This is a genomic window from Parasedimentitalea psychrophila (assembly GCF_030285785.1).
GTDB classification, from domain to species: Bacteria; Pseudomonadota; Alphaproteobacteria; order Rhodobacterales; family Rhodobacteraceae; genus Parasedimentitalea; species Parasedimentitalea psychrophila.
In genome coordinates this window covers 2,125,298-2,138,933 of the sequence record NZ_CP127247.1, presented here as the reverse complement: position 1 = coordinate 2,138,933, position 13,636 = coordinate 2,125,298, and the positions used below count along the sequence as shown (strand labels likewise).

18 protein-coding genes are annotated in these 13,636 nt (G+C 55.6%); 1 reads left to right on the top strand and 17 read right to left on the bottom strand.

Annotated features, from left to right (window positions below; all coding sequences use genetic code 11):
• Positions 1-49: 49 nt before the first annotated feature.
• The 15 genes from QPJ95_RS10365 to QPJ95_RS10295 all read right to left on the bottom strand — a co-directional run bounded on the left by QPJ95_RS10365 (position 50) and on the right by QPJ95_RS10295 (position 7,803).
• Entirely contained in the window at positions 50-1,054 is a 1,005-nt protein-coding gene (locus QPJ95_RS10365; RefSeq protein WP_270920026.1) for a Gfo/Idh/MocA family protein, read from the bottom strand.
• Between the two features lie 257 nt (positions 1,055-1,311).
• A complete protein-coding gene (locus QPJ95_RS10360; protein ID WP_270920025.1) occupies positions 1,312-1,527 on the bottom strand; it encodes a DUF1127 domain-containing protein in 216 nt (71 codons plus the stop codon).
• A 257-nt stretch (positions 1,528-1,784) separates the two neighbouring features.
• Positions 1,785-2,204, bottom strand: coding sequence for an MAPEG family protein (locus QPJ95_RS10355; protein ID WP_270920024.1), 420 nt, complete (start codon positions 2,202-2,204; stop codon positions 1,785-1,787).
• Positions 2,205-2,378: 174 nt separating this feature from the next.
• The gene (rpmD, locus tag QPJ95_RS10350; protein ID WP_270920023.1) at positions 2,379-2,567 is read right to left on the bottom strand and encodes a 50S ribosomal protein L30; all 189 of its coding nucleotides are present in this window, start codon (positions 2,565-2,567) and stop codon (positions 2,379-2,381) included.
• 12 nt (positions 2,568-2,579) lie between these two features.
• Positions 2,580-3,155 carry a 30S ribosomal protein S5 gene (rpsE, locus tag QPJ95_RS10345; protein WP_270920022.1) on the bottom strand — a complete coding sequence of 192 codons (576 nt, stop codon included), beginning with the start codon at positions 3,153-3,155 and terminating at the stop codon, positions 2,580-2,582.
• Positions 3,156-3,271: 116 nt separating this feature from the next.
• Positions 3,272-3,631, bottom strand: a complete 360-nt coding sequence (gene rplR, locus QPJ95_RS10340; protein WP_270920021.1) for a 50S ribosomal protein L18 — start codon at positions 3,629-3,631, stop codon at positions 3,272-3,274.
• An 11-nt stretch (positions 3,632-3,642) separates the two neighbouring features.
• Entirely contained in the window at positions 3,643-4,176 is a 534-nt protein-coding gene (rplF, locus tag QPJ95_RS10335; RefSeq protein ID WP_270920020.1) for a 50S ribosomal protein L6, read from the bottom strand.
• Between the two features lie 12 nt (positions 4,177-4,188).
• A complete protein-coding gene (rpsH, locus tag QPJ95_RS10330; protein WP_270920019.1) occupies positions 4,189-4,581 on the bottom strand; it encodes a 30S ribosomal protein S8 in 393 nt (130 codons plus the stop codon).
• Between the two features lie 13 nt (positions 4,582-4,594).
• Positions 4,595-4,900, bottom strand: coding sequence for a 30S ribosomal protein S14 (gene rpsN / locus QPJ95_RS10325; protein WP_270920018.1), 306 nt, complete (start codon positions 4,898-4,900; stop codon positions 4,595-4,597).
• 18 nt (positions 4,901-4,918) lie between these two features.
• Positions 4,919-5,482 carry a 50S ribosomal protein L5 gene (rplE, locus tag QPJ95_RS10320; protein ID WP_270920017.1) on the bottom strand — a complete coding sequence of 188 codons (564 nt, stop codon included), beginning with the start codon at positions 5,480-5,482 and terminating at the stop codon, positions 4,919-4,921.
• Positions 5,475-5,786, bottom strand: coding sequence for a 50S ribosomal protein L24 (gene rplX, locus QPJ95_RS10315; protein ID WP_270920016.1), 312 nt, complete (start codon positions 5,784-5,786; stop codon positions 5,475-5,477). The genes rplE and rplX overlap by 8 nt, the downstream gene beginning before the upstream one ends.
• A gap of 2 nt (positions 5,787-5,788) precedes the next feature.
• A complete protein-coding gene (rplN, locus tag QPJ95_RS10310) occupies positions 5,789-6,157 on the bottom strand; it encodes a 50S ribosomal protein L14 (protein WP_270920015.1) in 369 nt (122 codons plus the stop codon).
• 99 nt (positions 6,158-6,256) lie between these two features.
• Entirely contained in the window at positions 6,257-6,487 is a 231-nt protein-coding gene (rpsQ, locus tag QPJ95_RS10305) for a 30S ribosomal protein S17 (protein WP_270920014.1), read from the bottom strand.
• Positions 6,488-6,498: 11 nt separating this feature from the next.
• On the bottom strand, positions 6,499-6,699 hold the full coding sequence (gene rpmC, locus QPJ95_RS10300) for a 50S ribosomal protein L29 (RefSeq protein WP_270920013.1): 201 nt from the start codon (positions 6,697-6,699) through the stop codon (positions 6,499-6,501).
• 201 nt (positions 6,700-6,900) lie between these two features.
• Entirely contained in the window at positions 6,901-7,803 is a 903-nt protein-coding gene (locus QPJ95_RS10295) for a hypothetical protein (protein WP_270920012.1), read from the bottom strand.
• A gap of 1,681 nt (positions 7,804-9,484) precedes the next feature.
• On the opposite strand from QPJ95_RS10295, the gene QPJ95_RS10285 reads away from it, so the two are divergent.
• Positions 9,485-9,676 carry a hypothetical protein gene (locus QPJ95_RS10285; RefSeq protein WP_270920011.1) on the top strand — a complete coding sequence of 64 codons (192 nt, stop codon included), beginning with the start codon at positions 9,485-9,487 and terminating at the stop codon, positions 9,674-9,676.
• Between the two features lie 599 nt (positions 9,677-10,275).
• Here QPJ95_RS10285 and QPJ95_RS10280 read toward each other — a convergent pair.
• Both QPJ95_RS10280 and QPJ95_RS10275 read right to left on the bottom strand, forming a co-directional pair.
• The gene (locus QPJ95_RS10280) at positions 10,276-10,896 is read right to left on the bottom strand and encodes a 2OG-Fe(II) oxygenase family protein (protein ID WP_270920010.1); all 621 of its coding nucleotides are present in this window, start codon (positions 10,894-10,896) and stop codon (positions 10,276-10,278) included.
• 114 nt (positions 10,897-11,010) lie between these two features.
• Positions 11,011-13,407, bottom strand: a complete 2,397-nt coding sequence (locus tag QPJ95_RS10275) for a methyl-accepting chemotaxis protein (RefSeq protein ID WP_270920009.1) — start codon at positions 13,405-13,407, stop codon at positions 11,011-11,013.
• Positions 13,408-13,636 lie beyond the last annotated feature (229 nt).

Below are 13,636 nucleotides of genomic sequence, written 5' to 3'. Positions count from 1 at the left end.
GTAACCTAGGTCAGATCGGTTTCACTTTGCTCAGCAGGGCGTACGCCGCTTATGCAACAGGCGCGGCACCTTGCAGGCACAGGGCCTCCCACTCGGTCAGGAACTCCATGATCTCAAGCGAATCCTGCAGGCGGGGCGACGGGCGCTGTGCCTCAGTTCTGCCCTGTGTCAGGTTCTGCTCGACCATTTTGATCTGGTGGTAAAACGCATCAAAGCCGGTTTCGACAAAGATGTCCTCGACCGCGCCATCATAGGGGCACCATTGCAGGTGGTTCGCCCCGTCCGACGGCAACCATGGATTGGTGACAAAGCGCAACTCGCCCTTGGTGCCGCTGATGGTAAAGCCATGGGCCATGCCGTAGCTGTCCGTCGATTGCAGGCTTGCCAACACGCCATTATCGAATCGGGCGGTCATGGCGGCGTCGCAGATGGTGCCGTCGTGGGCTGAGACCGCGCCAAAGCCAGCCAGACGGCGGCTGGCAAACATATCTTCGCCACACATGGTCTGCACTACAAGATGCATCAGCGACACCGGGTAGCAGCCAAGGTTATACAGCGTGCCGCGCCCCTGTGGGTTTGTCACCTGCCAGATGTCAGCCGCGTAATGCCCATGGATGGCCCGCAATTCGCCCAGACGCCCATCCAGCAGCAGCTCTTGCAGGCGCTGATACAGCGGATGGGCAAGATACATATAGCCCTCGACGAAGAAGGTACTGGCCTGCTGCACCGCGCTGACCAGTTCATGTGCCTGCGCCATGGTGGTGGTCAGGGACTTCTCGCTGAGCACCGCCTTGCCCTGTGCAGCGGCCTGCGCGGTCAGTGTGTGATGCAGATGGTTGGGCAGGCCGATATAGGCGACATCCACATTTGGATCGTTAAGAGCGCCGTCATATCCAATGGAATGGTTCGGAATGCTGAATTGCTCCTGAAAGGCCTGCACCGCCGATGGGTTGCGGCCCGAGACAGTCCACAGCTCGGACCCCTCACTTTGCTGGATGGCCCTCGCCACCGTATTGGAAATAAACCCCGTCCCCAAAACTGCCCATCGTAGCATCCCGCGCTCCTTAATCACTGTAAGGGACAAGGGCTAAAGGCCACTTCGCCAGAAGGCAAACATACAGGGCGGTCTGACCAAAAGAAAACGCCCCCGCAGTGCGGAGGCGTTTCTGGTCATTCAAACCCCAGGGAGGAGGAAAGGGTCGAATGAATTCCAAGCGTTTACCAGTTCACATTGGATCGGTTTTCATCGCCTCTGGCCCTTGGCCGGAACGCGACGACCGATGATCTGATCCAGCAAGAACTGGAAACGCTTTAGCGGCCGTATACGTGGATACGGGCTATATCGGCGATGTCGCAGCGGCGCACACCGATGTCGGCCAACTCGCGATTCTCCAGCCGGTCCAGCTCGGCAAATGTGCGCTTGTACTCGGCGTTCAGCGCCCAGGACTGTTTGCTGTCTTCAAAGAAACCGGACAGGCGGGCGAACAGATTGAAACCGGTGGAGGCTGTGGTGGTGACATGTGCCATGATAAAATCCTATGTTTTTTTTCCAGCTGAGACCCATTCCCCAGCTCTTTGTTTTGTTCTTGTTTGGTGAGGTGTAGATATAGGATCTGATCGCGCTAACAACTGACAGTTCGGTCAATCCGCTATGCGCTGACCGCATGGGGAACGTCATAATTCGTTGATAATTACGGGGGCAACCAAGGCGCGCCCCATGGGCAGGCCCCCTCGTGCCTCCAAGTCTGCCAGTTAGTCAGTGCAGTCGCACAGACTGGAACAGGCTACAGCAGAGCCCAGATCGCCAGAACGCAGAGTATCATCAGCATCGCCCAGCCAGCCACGTAGGTAAAGGTGCGCAAACCCTGAGAGGCCTGACCCAGGTTTCGGGCATAGACAAGGACATAGGCCAACCGGGTGGCCAGAAAGACCGCCATCAGCAGATTGACCCAGGTCGCCGACACCCCGGCAAGGATACAAGCAAACAGGACGATCGCTGCGGCGGGCATGATTTCGATGCCGTTTTGATGCGACCTGTTGAGCCGGTACAGTTTGTTGTCATAGTCTGCTTGCGGGGTGCTGCCCGGGGCTGCTCCGGCCTTGGCCTTGGCTGCACCAACCATCGCCGACTGCAACAGCACGGTCAGTACAAAGATTAGCAGTGAAATGATGGCGACAGAATAGTCTGCAACGAGTTCTGGCATGTGATTTCCCCCAAAAATGAATAGGTAATGCGTTAATCAAATATGCGGAAAGTCTCGGTCGTCAAATATTGCGCTGCATCAGTCCCGAGAAATGCTGAGACACTTCGGGGCTCTCGATACAAAAAACGCCCCCGGCGGAACCGGAGGCGCTTTAACGTTTTCAGAAGAAAGGGCTTAGCCTTTTTCTTCGATGATCACGACCATGTGTGAAATCTTGTTCACCATGCCGCGGATGGAAGGGGTGTCTTCCAGTTCGCGTGTCTTGTGCATCTTGTTCAGACCCAGACCGACCAGCGTAGCACGCTGTTTGGCGGGGCGGCGGATCGGCGAACCGATCTGCTTTACGACGATAGTTTTAGCCATCTTCCGGTCTCCTTAAGCTTCAGCTTCGGCCGGAGCCGCTGCTGGTGCTTCGTCCCGCTTGGGCAGGATGTCGGCAACTTTCTTACCACGACGCTGTGCAACCGAACGTGGGCTGGACTCTTTGCGGAGGCCGTCCATGGTTGCGCGGATCATGTTGTAAGGGTTCTGCGATCCCAGCGACTTGGACACGACGTCCTTGATGCCGAGCATTTCGAAAACCGCACGCATTGGGCCACCGGCGATGATACCAGTACCTTCAGGTGCCGTCCGCATGACCACTTTACCAGCGCCATGACGGCCTTCGATGTCGTGGTGCAGAGTACGACCTTCACGCAGTTGAACGCGGATCATCTGACGCTTGGCCTGCTCGGTGGCTTTACGAATGGCCTCGGGGACCTCTTTCGCTTTACCTTTACCAAAGCCAACGCGGCCTTTCTGATCGCCAACAACAACAAGTGCTGCAAAACCAAAGCGCTTACCACCTTTTACGGTTTTGGACACGCGGTTGATCGCAACCAAGCGATCTGCGAATTCCGGAGTTTCGTCGCGATCGCGACGGCCGCCGCGGCGGTTGTCTTCTCTTGCCATGAGGCATTCCTTTCATCCGGCGCTGTCGCGCCTAAAATTCCAATCCTGGTGAGTAGCCCCTAACATAGGGGACCCCCGGATTATCGGGGCGGCGCTAAGGGCGCCGCCCACAAGTTTTAGATCTTCAGGCCACCTTCACGGGCAGCGTTGGCCAAGGCCTTCACTTTACCGTGGAACAGGAAGCCACCGCGATCAAAATAAGCTTCTTCAACACCGGCTTTCTTGGCGCGCTCGGCAATTGCCGTGCCCACTTTGGTAGCCGCTTCGATGTTGTTCTTGCCAACGAAACCCAGATCTTTTTCCAGGGTCGAGGCAGAAGCCAGTGTAACGCCACGAACGTCGTCGATCAGCTGAACGCTGATGTTCTTGTTCGAACGGTGAACCGACAGACGAAGACGTCCGGAGTTCACGCGGCGAAGTTTGTTCCGGACGCGCAAGCGGCGCTTCAGAAACAGGGTTCTTTTGCTGTTTGCCATGATGCAGGTCCTTACTTCTTCTTGCCTTCTTTGCGGAAGACAAATTCACCTTTGTAACGAATGCCTTTGCCCTTGTAGGGCTCGGGCTTACGCCATGCGCGAATGTTGGCCGCAACCTGACCCACAGCCTGATCATCAATGCCTTCGACAAAGATGATGGTCGGCTTAGGGGAGGTAACAGTCACACCCTCGGGCGCTTCGTATGTCACGTCGTGCGACAGGCCCAGGTTCAGCTTCAGGACATTGCCCTGCATCTGTGCCCGGTAACCCACACCGCGGATCTCCAGCTCTTTCTTAAAGCCGGTGGTGACCCCGATTACCAGATTGGCAACCATGGTGCGGGACATGCCCCACTGCTGACGTGCCCGTTTGGACATGCCACGTGGTGTGATGGAAACAACGTTATCTTCGACCACCAGGGTCACGTCGTCAGTGGCGGAGAAGCTGCGGGTCCCTTTGGGGCCCTTAACTTCGATGGTCTGGCCGGACACTGTTGCAGTAACACCTGCAGGCAATGTGACCGGTTTTTTACCAATACGAGACATCGATTGACCTCCTTAGAAGACGGTGCAGAGCACTTCGCCGCCAACATTGGCTGCCCGTGCTTTTGCGTCCGACATCACACCCTGTGGGGTGGAGACAATCGACACACCCAGGCCCTGACGGACCGACGGGATGTCATTAACGCCCATGTAAACGCGACGACCGGGCTTAGAGACCCGCTTCAGCTCGCGAATGACAGGTTCGCCATCGTAATACTTCAGGCTGATTTCGATAGCCGGGTGGCCATCGTTACCAGTGGTTGGCTCATATCCACGGATGTAACCTTCGTCTTCCAGCACTTCCAGAACCCGAACCCGCAGCTTGGACGCTGGAGTTGAGACTGTGGATTTGCCGCGCAACGAGGAGTTACGGATCCGGGTGAGCATATCTGCGATAGGATCGTTCATATCTGTCTCTCCCTTACCAGCTCGATTTCACCATGCCGGGGATCTGGCCAGCTGAGCCAAGGTCCCGCAGCGCGATCCGACTAATCTTGAACTTACGATAGTAAGCGTGCGGACGGCCGGTCAGCTGGCAACGGTTGTGCAAACGTGTAGCCGAGCTATTGCGCGGCAGTTTCGCCAATTTCAGAACCGCAGCAAAGCGCTCTTCCATTGGACGGGTTTGGTCACTCGCGATCTCTTTCAGCGCAGCGCGTTTTGTGGCAAATTTAGCCACCAGACGCTCCCGCTTTTTCTCGCGTTCGATCATGCTTTTCTTAGCCATGTCTATTCCTTCCCGCGCTTACGAATTGAAGGGCATGTTGAGAGCTTTCAACAGCGCCTTGGCTTCCGCGTCGTTATCCGCGGTCGTAGCGATCACAATATCCATGCCCCAGTTTTCGTCGATTTTATCAAAATCGATTTCTGGGAACACGAGGTGCTCTTTCAGGCCCATGGCGTAGTTGCCACGACCGTCAAAAGATTTGCCCGATACGCCGCGAAAGTCACGGATACGAGGCATTGCGATGGTGATCAGACGGTCCAGGAATTCATACATCCGGTCGCCGCGCAGGGTCACTTTGGCGCCCATTGGCATGCCTTCGCGAACGCGGAAGCCAGCAATGGAAGTCTTGGCGATAGTGGTCAGAGCTTTCTGGCCAGCAATCAGCGACAGATCAGCCTGAGCCGATTTTGCCTTCTTGCTGTCACGGACAGCGGCACGACCGCAGCCAATGTTCAGAACGATCTTATCCAGCTTGGGGATCATCATTTCGTTCTTAAAGCCGAATTCCTCTTTCAGAGTGGCGCGAACGCTCTCTTTGTAAAAGGTCTTCAGGCGCGGGGTGTAAGCAGCAGTATCAAGCATCGATCACGTCCCCTGTGGTTTTTGCAAAGCGGACTTTCTTGTCGCCTTCCATGCGGAAGCCAACGCGAGTTGCTTTGCCGTTTGCGTCCAGCAGTGCCAGGTTCGACAGCTGGATTGGCAGAGCTTTGGGCAGACGCCCGCCCTGCTCGGTCTGTGTCTGACGTGTTGCGCGGATGGCAACATTGACGCCGTCAACGATAGCTTTGCCAGCAGTGGGGTCAACGGAAGCGATAACGCCTTCTTTGCCCTTATCTTTGCCAGCCAGAACGATGACCTTATCGCCTTTGCGGAGTTTAGCAGCCATTGTTACAGCACCTCCGGAGCAAGCGAGATGATTTTCATGAAGTTCTTGGCACGCAGCTCACGAACAACTGGGCCAAAAATACGAGTACCTACTGGCTCATTGGCGTTGTTCAGGATCACAGCAGCGTTGCTATCAAAGCGGATAGCAGTACCGTCTGCGCGGCGAACTTCTTTGGCGGTGCGAACGACAACGGCCTTGCGGACATCACCTTTCTTAACGCGACCACGTGGGATGGCTTCTTTAACCGAGACGACAATGATGTCGCCCACGGATGCGTATCTACGCTTAGAGCCACCCAGAACCTTGATGCACTGTACTCGGCGAGCGCCTGAGTTATCAGCAACATCCAGGTTAGTTTGCATCTGGATCATTTGGTTTCTCCCGACCTATGGAAACTGGCGATGCGTGCCATGGTGCTTCCAGGGTTTCGACAAACTGGGATGTCTGTCGGTTAAGGGTTCTTGAGGCTCTTAAGCTCCCAGAACTTCCCAGCGTTTCGTCTTCGATTTTGGCGCGCATTCGATGATGCGTACGGAATCGCCAACCTTGAAAACGTTCTTCTCATCGTGGGCCCGATACTTCTTGGACTTACGGATGGTCTTCTTCAGAACAGGGTGCGTGAAGCGGCGTTCAACCGAGACTGTTATGGTCTGGGCATTGGCGTCGCTGGTCACAACGCCAGTCAAAATACGTTTGGGCATCGTGTCGCTCCTTATTCAGCTGCAGCTGCAGCTTTTTGGTTCAGAATGGTCTTTACACGGGCAGCACCGCGGCGAGCCGCTTTGATGCCTGATGTGTTTTCCAGCTGACCGGTGGCCTGTTGAAAGCGCAGGTTAAAGCTCTCTTTCTTCAGGTTTGCGAGTTCATCGCGGAGTTCATCCGCGGATTTTTCGCGAAGATCCTTGGCATTCATAGCCGAAGTCCTTTCCAATGCACCAGAAGGCCCCTAGCGGGTAACCTTGCATCTGGTGGGTTATGTCACCTGCACCGAAATGCAGAAAAGAATCACCTGCCCTGATTCCTTGCGAAATAGGGGTCGGCGATGGGTTCCTATAGGGGAGTGCGGGTATGGGGGCAAGGGAAAGGTTGGGGGCTTTGCGCTCAACAAGGCTGATTAGATTAAATCGAGGAGCGGCGGGAGAGACGTGACTATTTTGGCCGGGTACATCTTTTCCAACCCTGCCTGTCGCGCCCTATTTGCGAACGGCTTCTCAGTTACAACAATGTCCGCATAGGGCAGAGCTGCAGACATAAAATTTACATCGTGGAAATCATGCGTCGAGAGCAGAGCGCTTTCGGCTTCCAGTTTCAATCCAAGCTCAACAGAAATGTGCGAACATGGGACCTTGAGCACGAAATCCTTCATGAAGGCGCCCCCATGGTTCAATAGGTCTTTTTTCGTGAGGCCGATTGCAGCCGCCTCCCCAAGCAAATCATCCTGCGTATCGAGCAGCGTCAAAGCACTCAACGTCCTACGGCGCATAGATTTTGTCACACTCAAAAGACGCTCTCTCCGAGCTTGGATCTGGCAAAGAAGCTCACGGCTCTTTTCGTTGTATCGATCAACTGCGGCATTCCTAAAATCCTCGTCGCCAATGTTCAAAAAGGAGAACAGAGCCTCTGATGGTTGCTGAGAAATGACATCTAGCATCTCTGTCGACACCGGAAAATCACCCGCTTCACCTGCGGCTTCCCAAAAACGGTCGGTCAAAAACCACATCGGTCTGTCCGGCGATAAAGAAAAGCCTAGCTTGGAATACAGGACTTTGCGCATTTCGACTTTGCGGCGGGTTTGGGGGGAGACCATCACCCGTCCAAGTGAAATTGTTGCGAGCACGCGAGAAAGTGCTTCTCGCCGGTCCGCATTTTTCATTTTGTATGTCTCAAAAATTGAGGAATAGAAGACTGGCACTACTACTTGGCCTTCGCTGACTAGTGCCACTAGCCTCTCAAACACGGCAAAGTTTGCCTGATAGCGTTGCGGCTCTAGGATCGCGTTTAGGATATCAATCCACATATTCTGATCTAAAGCTATAACTTTCAAAATTCACCCGATACAATACCACAATTGAGAAGAACTTGTACCTGGAGCAGAAAAATTGCAACCCAAGGAAATGTACGTAATAAAAAAACACGCAACACCTGGCGAGCAAAATTATGTTTTGTTCTGGCACAACCGAGCGCCCGGGCGGCGCCTGAAACGGCTCCTCCAGAGTGTTTCCGGGATCCGCTAGGTCTCCAACCGTTCGACGTTAATATCCCATGGGTCAAATACCGGCGTTCGGTGGTATAGAATGTCATCCGTTTCATCATCTGGTTGCCCACTGCCCGGCCGTTGATCGCACAGCGATCAATGAGAGACGGCTATGAGCCAATACCATAAAAAGCAGCCAAACTCTGCAAAGGACACCAGGCTCATCCATGGCCTGGCAGCCGAGAGGGCGTGAACAGGGTTTGAAACCCGGCAAAATCCATCTGCGCCTAGCGGCCCGGCGGGGTTTCCAAACGGCGCTCGAAACCGGGGGATTTTAAAGGAGCACGTTTGGGGAGTATTCAACCGGAACTGACAGTTGGAGACGTGACCCGTACAATGACGTTTCCAGGAACTGTTTGCCCCCTCCTGGCAGCAGGCGTTGCATGCCCCTGCCGGGCAATGGATGATTTCCATGAACCGCAGGTTCTCAGCACTCTCGCCATTTGGGCCGAAATATAGGATTGACCGTGCCAGCAACAACAGCCTGCATTGCCGCCGCAGACTGACCTTCGGGTGGCTTCTTTCAATGCACATCTGCCGTTCGCCATTGGGCGCGAACCAATGGCGCCTTCAATGGATCACGCCTTGCTTGGCACCCCCAAGCCTTCATCCCAGGCCAGCCGTCCCGGGCCAGCCGCCCCCCGGATGCTTTGCTGTTCCAGTTTCGTTCGAAAAAATCGCACGCCACCCGTCGGCTGACAGAGGTACTTACACTCCGAGACGCACCAATTGGCCGATCCTCCCCTCTTGTCTTATGCTTACCCCGGCTCTCATGTGAAGCTGTGGCCACTGCCCGGCACGTCATTTCTGACGGGCAGTTGCGGGGGTCGGACCGCTCCCCTCTTGGTCCTTGTGGACCGTCGCTGAGCATGGTCGCCCCCGTCTTTTCTTTCGACCGCTGCCCGGCAGAGGTTGGCCTGGCAAACCGCGAGAGGGATGAACGGATACATGGGCTTTGGGCCCGCATGACAAAACGAGGCAAGGAAAGACGCATGAATGATACCATCCATTGATCGGCAGACGATGCGCAGCATCGCCGAGAGGCGGAATCGATTGCTGACCGGAAGGTGTATGCAGAGCATGCACCGAGAGGGGTTTTTAAAAATACGCTGGACGAATTTTGACTCTCGAAGAGCCAGCACAAACAATTCGTCAACACCAAGGCGGGCTTGAAGTCACTCCCCCAAAAGGCCGACACTCTCATCAGCATCCACAGCATTGCCCGCTCTCGGGAGTTTTCATTGCCCTGCCAGGCAACGGATAACCGCGTATGCAATGCTGCCTGAAATGCCGGAGCTTGGCACATTCAGCGGAACGCAGGCTGCGAGTTTAGCGGGCCTGACACCGATTTCCCGCCAATCCGCTTTTCACTGATGCAAGCATCACCTGCCAGCCAAGGGGCAAATAGAGGGGCAAAGAGCGTATCCAGGCCGGGCGCGCCAGTTTGCGAAGGGCGATCTATTTAGCTGCCGTTGTCGCCACCCGTTTCAATCCGGATATGAAGGCCAAATACCATCAGCTGATTGCTAACGGAAAATGTAAGAGACTGGCTATCACAGCGATCATGCGCAAGCTCGTGGTCATGGCGAATGTTTTATTGCGTGACGGTCGGAAATGGACTGAAACACGGACTTGACCAATACGGATACTCACCGTCTGCAAGCGAACGACTGCCGGGCAGCGGGATGAGTAGATCTTTTTCTTGGTCATTTGGGATCATCTCTTTCACAAGGTGATCCATCTTAGTTACTGGTCCGAAATCCCGCGACCACCCCTGTCCGAGCCGCAGGAGCGATTTGTGGCGTTTTGATTGAGAAGCACTTCTCTCATGCCTGTGGCGCGCCCAACAATAGTATCTGAAAAAAAGACCGGGAGTTACTGATCTGAACCAGCGACTTAGAGACAACGGCATAATTTCCATCCCACAATGGCGCTTCAATCAACACCTCGCAGTTATTCGAGACCCTTGCGATCACGCAAAGACAAAAGAACCGACAAAGGATGAGCTAGAGGACCTTGTCAATGGCGCCGAAAATGTCCTTGAGACGGTTTTCTAGTCAATTTTGAAACTCGAGCTTCGGGATCGGAATGGTTTCATGGAAATCTGCGCCCGAATCGGTCCTCGGCTCGGGCTGAAAGCCCGGGCAGCGCCCGATCCTCCCAACGGGAGGGTCGGGCGCTGCCCTCGTGTTTCGCTAGGTGGCATTGGGAACCGCCCGTTCGTAGGGAGATTGCTCACTCCCACCGATAATTAAAACTCACCGAGATCCGGTCGTCTTCGGACATGTTCATCGGCACCTCGTGGCGCAGCCAGCTTTCCCAGAGCAGCACATCGCCAACGTCCGGCTTCATGTAGATGAACGGTTTCAACTCGCGGCGGGCATCTTTGGTGCGGATCGGCGAGGCCATCATCATCGCGGATCGAGGATCTTCCAGTTTCAGGGCGCTGGTATCTTTGGGCATCGCCACATAAGTGGTGCCGCTGATGACGGAGTGCGGGTGGATGTGGCTGGCGTGCATACCGCCTTCGGGCAGGATATTGATCCACAGATCCTCGAGCGTCAGCGCCTTGCCATCCAGATCAAATTCCAGATCTTTGGCAAATTCAGCCACATGCAGATCCAGCACCTTGACCAGATCAGCAAAGATCGGAAAGCGCCAGGGCAGATCGCTCAGCGAGGCGTAGGAGGTATAGCCGGGATAGGCGTTGTCCTCGCACCAGTCCTGGCCGGCCTCGTCATCATTGGCGATGACAATACAGGAGGTTTCAAGTTCATCCGCGTCGATTTTGGGTCCGTGTTCGGACAGGGCGGCGCGGTACAGGCGGGTGGCGAAAAGCGATTCAATTTGTGACATGCGGCGGTCATACCCCAGTCCGACCCGCAGGGCGAGAGGTCGCGTTGCCTGACCGGCCCGCAAAAAATAGCTCCGGTGGCCCTCTGCTTGAGAGGGCCACCGGAGAGGGACGGGTTAGAAGTCCTGCCAAAGCGCCTTGCCGTCGGTGCCGGTCGCCGCCACTGGCGTCATCGCCTCGGCGTCCAGCGACCAGTCATCGGTGCCATGCGCGGTAGGTGCTGCTGGGGCACTGAAACCGGGCGCCGCTGCTCTGCCTTGGCCAATCTTGAAGTGAGACATCAACTCAGTCAGTTTTGCGGCATCAGACTTCAGCAAGTGGCTCGCGGCGGAGGCCTCTTCGACCATGGCGGCGTTCTGCTGCGTCACCTGATCCAATTGCGTCATGCCTGTATTGATCTCGAAGAGGCCGGTTGACTGCTCGGCAGCGCCCTCGGCTATTTCCGAAACCAGTATCGAGATATGGCTCACCTGGCCAACGATGCTTTCCAGGGCAACACCGGCATTGCCAACCAATTTGACCCCACCGGAAACCTGTTTGGAGCTATCACTGATCAGAGTTTTGATCTCCATCGCCGCATCTGAAGAGCGCTGCGCCAGAGCCCGCACTTCACTTGCCACCACCGCAAAACCCCGTCCGGCTTCACCTGCGCGGGCCGCTTCGACCCCGGCATTCAACGCCAGCAGGTTGGTCTGGAAGGAGATGTCGTCAATCACCGAAATGATCTGCGAGATATGGCGGGAAGACTGTTCGATCTCGCTCATGGCGGCCACTGCATCTTGCACCACCTGACCACTGCGCTTTGCCTCGTCGCCGGCTTCGCCCATGGTGTTCTCCACACTGCGGGCACCCTCGGCCGCAGATTTAACCGAGGCGGTCAATTCGTCCAGCGCCGCAGCCGTTTCTTCCAGCGTCGCGGCCTGGCTTTCGGTACGATTCGACAGATCCTCGGAGGCCTGGCTGATTTCATCGGCACCATTGCGAATACTGCCCGAAGTTTCGACAACCTGCTCCACGATGCCGCTCAAGTTAGAGACCGTCGCATTGAAATCCTGCCGCAACTGCTCATAGCCTTCGGGGAAATTTTCGTGGATCTGCACCGACAAATCACCCTGCGACAGCAATGCCAGACGGTGGCTAAGCTCTTTCACCATGGCGCTCAACTCGGCATCGCGCCCTTCGGCTTTTAGCTTTTCCTGATCCTGCATATCCACCAGCGCATCGCGGAACACCTCAAGGGCACGGGCCATTTCGCCGATTTCATCGCCCCGCTCCTGACCTTTGATGTCCACAGCATTATTGCCATCTGCCAGACCACGCATGGAGGCGGTGATTGTCCGCACCGCATTGGCAATGCTTGAGCCAATGAACCAGGCCAAACCGGCACCGATCACGATGGAAACTGCAATTGCGCTGGGGATCATGGTCTTGGTCATCGCCGAGACCTGTTCGCTCGAGGCCCGGCGGGTGTCCATCAGGGCCTGCTCTTCAGCCTGAAAATCTGCCATGATGGCACGGAAGCCGTCAAAATATGTCTTGCCGCGGCCCTGGCCGACCAGGTCAGCCATGTCATCCATGGTTTCAGCGCTGCCAATCTGGCGTCTCATGTCCAGTGTCGGCTCAACGATCGTTGCGCGCCATTCGGTAATGATGTCGCCCGCACTGACGACCCGCGCTACCTGCTCGGGGTTGTCACTGACTGTTTCAGAAAGCTCAGCCACAAGAATTTGCATCATAGTGAAACCTTCGTGGTATGGCTTCAAAAACACAACATCACCGGACAGCAGGAACCCACGCATACCGGTTTCCATATCCACGGCTGCTGCCAGAAGATCCTTGGCCGTATCGATCACGACATAGGTGTGCTCCACCCGCTCCATACCGTCGGCAATTGCCACTGGATTGACGAAAGGGCTTTCGATGATGCTGTTGATTTTTTCTTTCCGGATCTCCAGCAGCGCCTGTTCAGCCGCAACGAAGTCGGCAATTTCGGCTCTGAACTGGTCAAAGAACACCTTACCCTTGGCTTTTCTCACCTCGGCGGCCATGTCGTTCATGGTCAAGGCGTCGCCAATTTCACGGCGCAGCGCAATTGCCTGTTCGGCAACGTCGGTTTGCCAACCTCGGAGGGCCTGCTCCGCCTCTTGCAGCCGCGCTACCTGTCGTGGGTTGTCACTGACAGTTTCGCGCAGATCTACAAGGGTTTGATAGGCCTTGGCCTGGCCGCCCTCATAGGGGGCAAGAAACGCGTCCTTGCCGGCAAGAAGATATCCGCGCAGGCCGGTTTCCATATCAACAGCCGAGGCAACAATAGACCGCGCCTCTCCCAGAACATTCTGGGTGTGATCAACCCAACCGGCGGACTCCTCCATCCGGTTCAGGTTGAACATGGTAACGCCCCCGACCGCGACGATCAGCAACAAGGGGAACAATGCAACCGATATGACCTTGGATTTAGTCTTGAGGTTTGAAAGTGAAAAGCGCCTGAGCGCAGGGTTGTTTTTATCGGTCACGTCATAGGTCCTCTTCCAGGTTTACTCTGCGGAAGTATGCCCACGACTTACTTAATATCCCGTTCAGTGCTGCCCAATCCGATCAATTTCCAGCTGCGGCATGTTGGCTCAACGCGCTCGTTTAGGTAATATTACTGATGGTTAAAGCTCTCTTAGATTGCGCTAAACGGACCGCACAGCAATAGAAAAAGCCCCCGCCGGTGATACCAGCGGGGGCCTTGCATCCCTC

Coding starts and splice junctions, on each gene's coding strand:
- QPJ95_RS10365 (WP_270920026.1), bottom strand. CDS start 1,054: ATGCTACGATGGGCAGTTTTGGGGACGGGGTTTATTTCCAATACGGTG.
- QPJ95_RS10360 (WP_270920025.1), bottom strand. CDS start 1,527: ATGGCACATGTCACCACCACAGCCTCCACCGGTTTCAATCTGTTCGCC.
- QPJ95_RS10355 (WP_270920024.1), bottom strand. CDS start 2,204: ATGCCAGAACTCGTTGCAGACTATTCTGTCGCCATCATTTCACTGCTA.
- rpmD (WP_270920023.1), bottom strand. CDS start 2,567: ATGGCTAAAACTATCGTCGTAAAGCAGATCGGTTCGCCGATCCGCCGC.
- rpsE (WP_270920022.1), bottom strand. CDS start 3,155: ATGGCAAGAGAAGACAACCGCCGCGGCGGCCGTCGCGATCGCGACGAA.
- rplR (WP_270920021.1), bottom strand. CDS start 3,631: ATGGCAAACAGCAAAAGAACCCTGTTTCTGAAGCGCCGCTTGCGCGTC.
- rplF (WP_270920020.1), bottom strand. CDS start 4,176: ATGTCTCGTATTGGTAAAAAACCGGTCACATTGCCTGCAGGTGTTACT.
- rpsH (WP_270920019.1), bottom strand. CDS start 4,581: ATGAACGATCCTATCGCAGATATGCTCACCCGGATCCGTAACTCCTCG.
- rpsN (WP_270920018.1), bottom strand. CDS start 4,900: ATGGCTAAGAAAAGCATGATCGAACGCGAGAAAAAGCGGGAGCGTCTG.
- rplE (WP_270920017.1), bottom strand. CDS start 5,482: ATGCTTGATACTGCTGCTTACACCCCGCGCCTGAAGACCTTTTACAAA.
- rplX (WP_270920016.1), bottom strand. CDS start 5,786: ATGGCTGCTAAACTCCGCAAAGGCGATAAGGTCATCGTTCTGGCTGGC.
- rplN (WP_270920015.1), bottom strand. CDS start 6,157: ATGATCCAGATGCAAACTAACCTGGATGTTGCTGATAACTCAGGCGCT.
- rpsQ (WP_270920014.1), bottom strand. CDS start 6,487: ATGCCCAAACGTATTTTGACTGGCGTTGTGACCAGCGACGCCAATGCC.
- rpmC (WP_270920013.1), bottom strand. CDS start 6,699: ATGAATGCCAAGGATCTTCGCGAAAAATCCGCGGATGAACTCCGCGAT.
- QPJ95_RS10295 (WP_270920012.1), bottom strand. CDS start 7,803: ATGTGGATTGATATCCTAAACGCGATCCTAGAGCCGCAACGCTATCAG.
- QPJ95_RS10280 (WP_270920010.1), bottom strand. CDS start 10,896: ATGTCACAAATTGAATCGCTTTTCGCCACCCGCCTGTACCGCGCCGCC.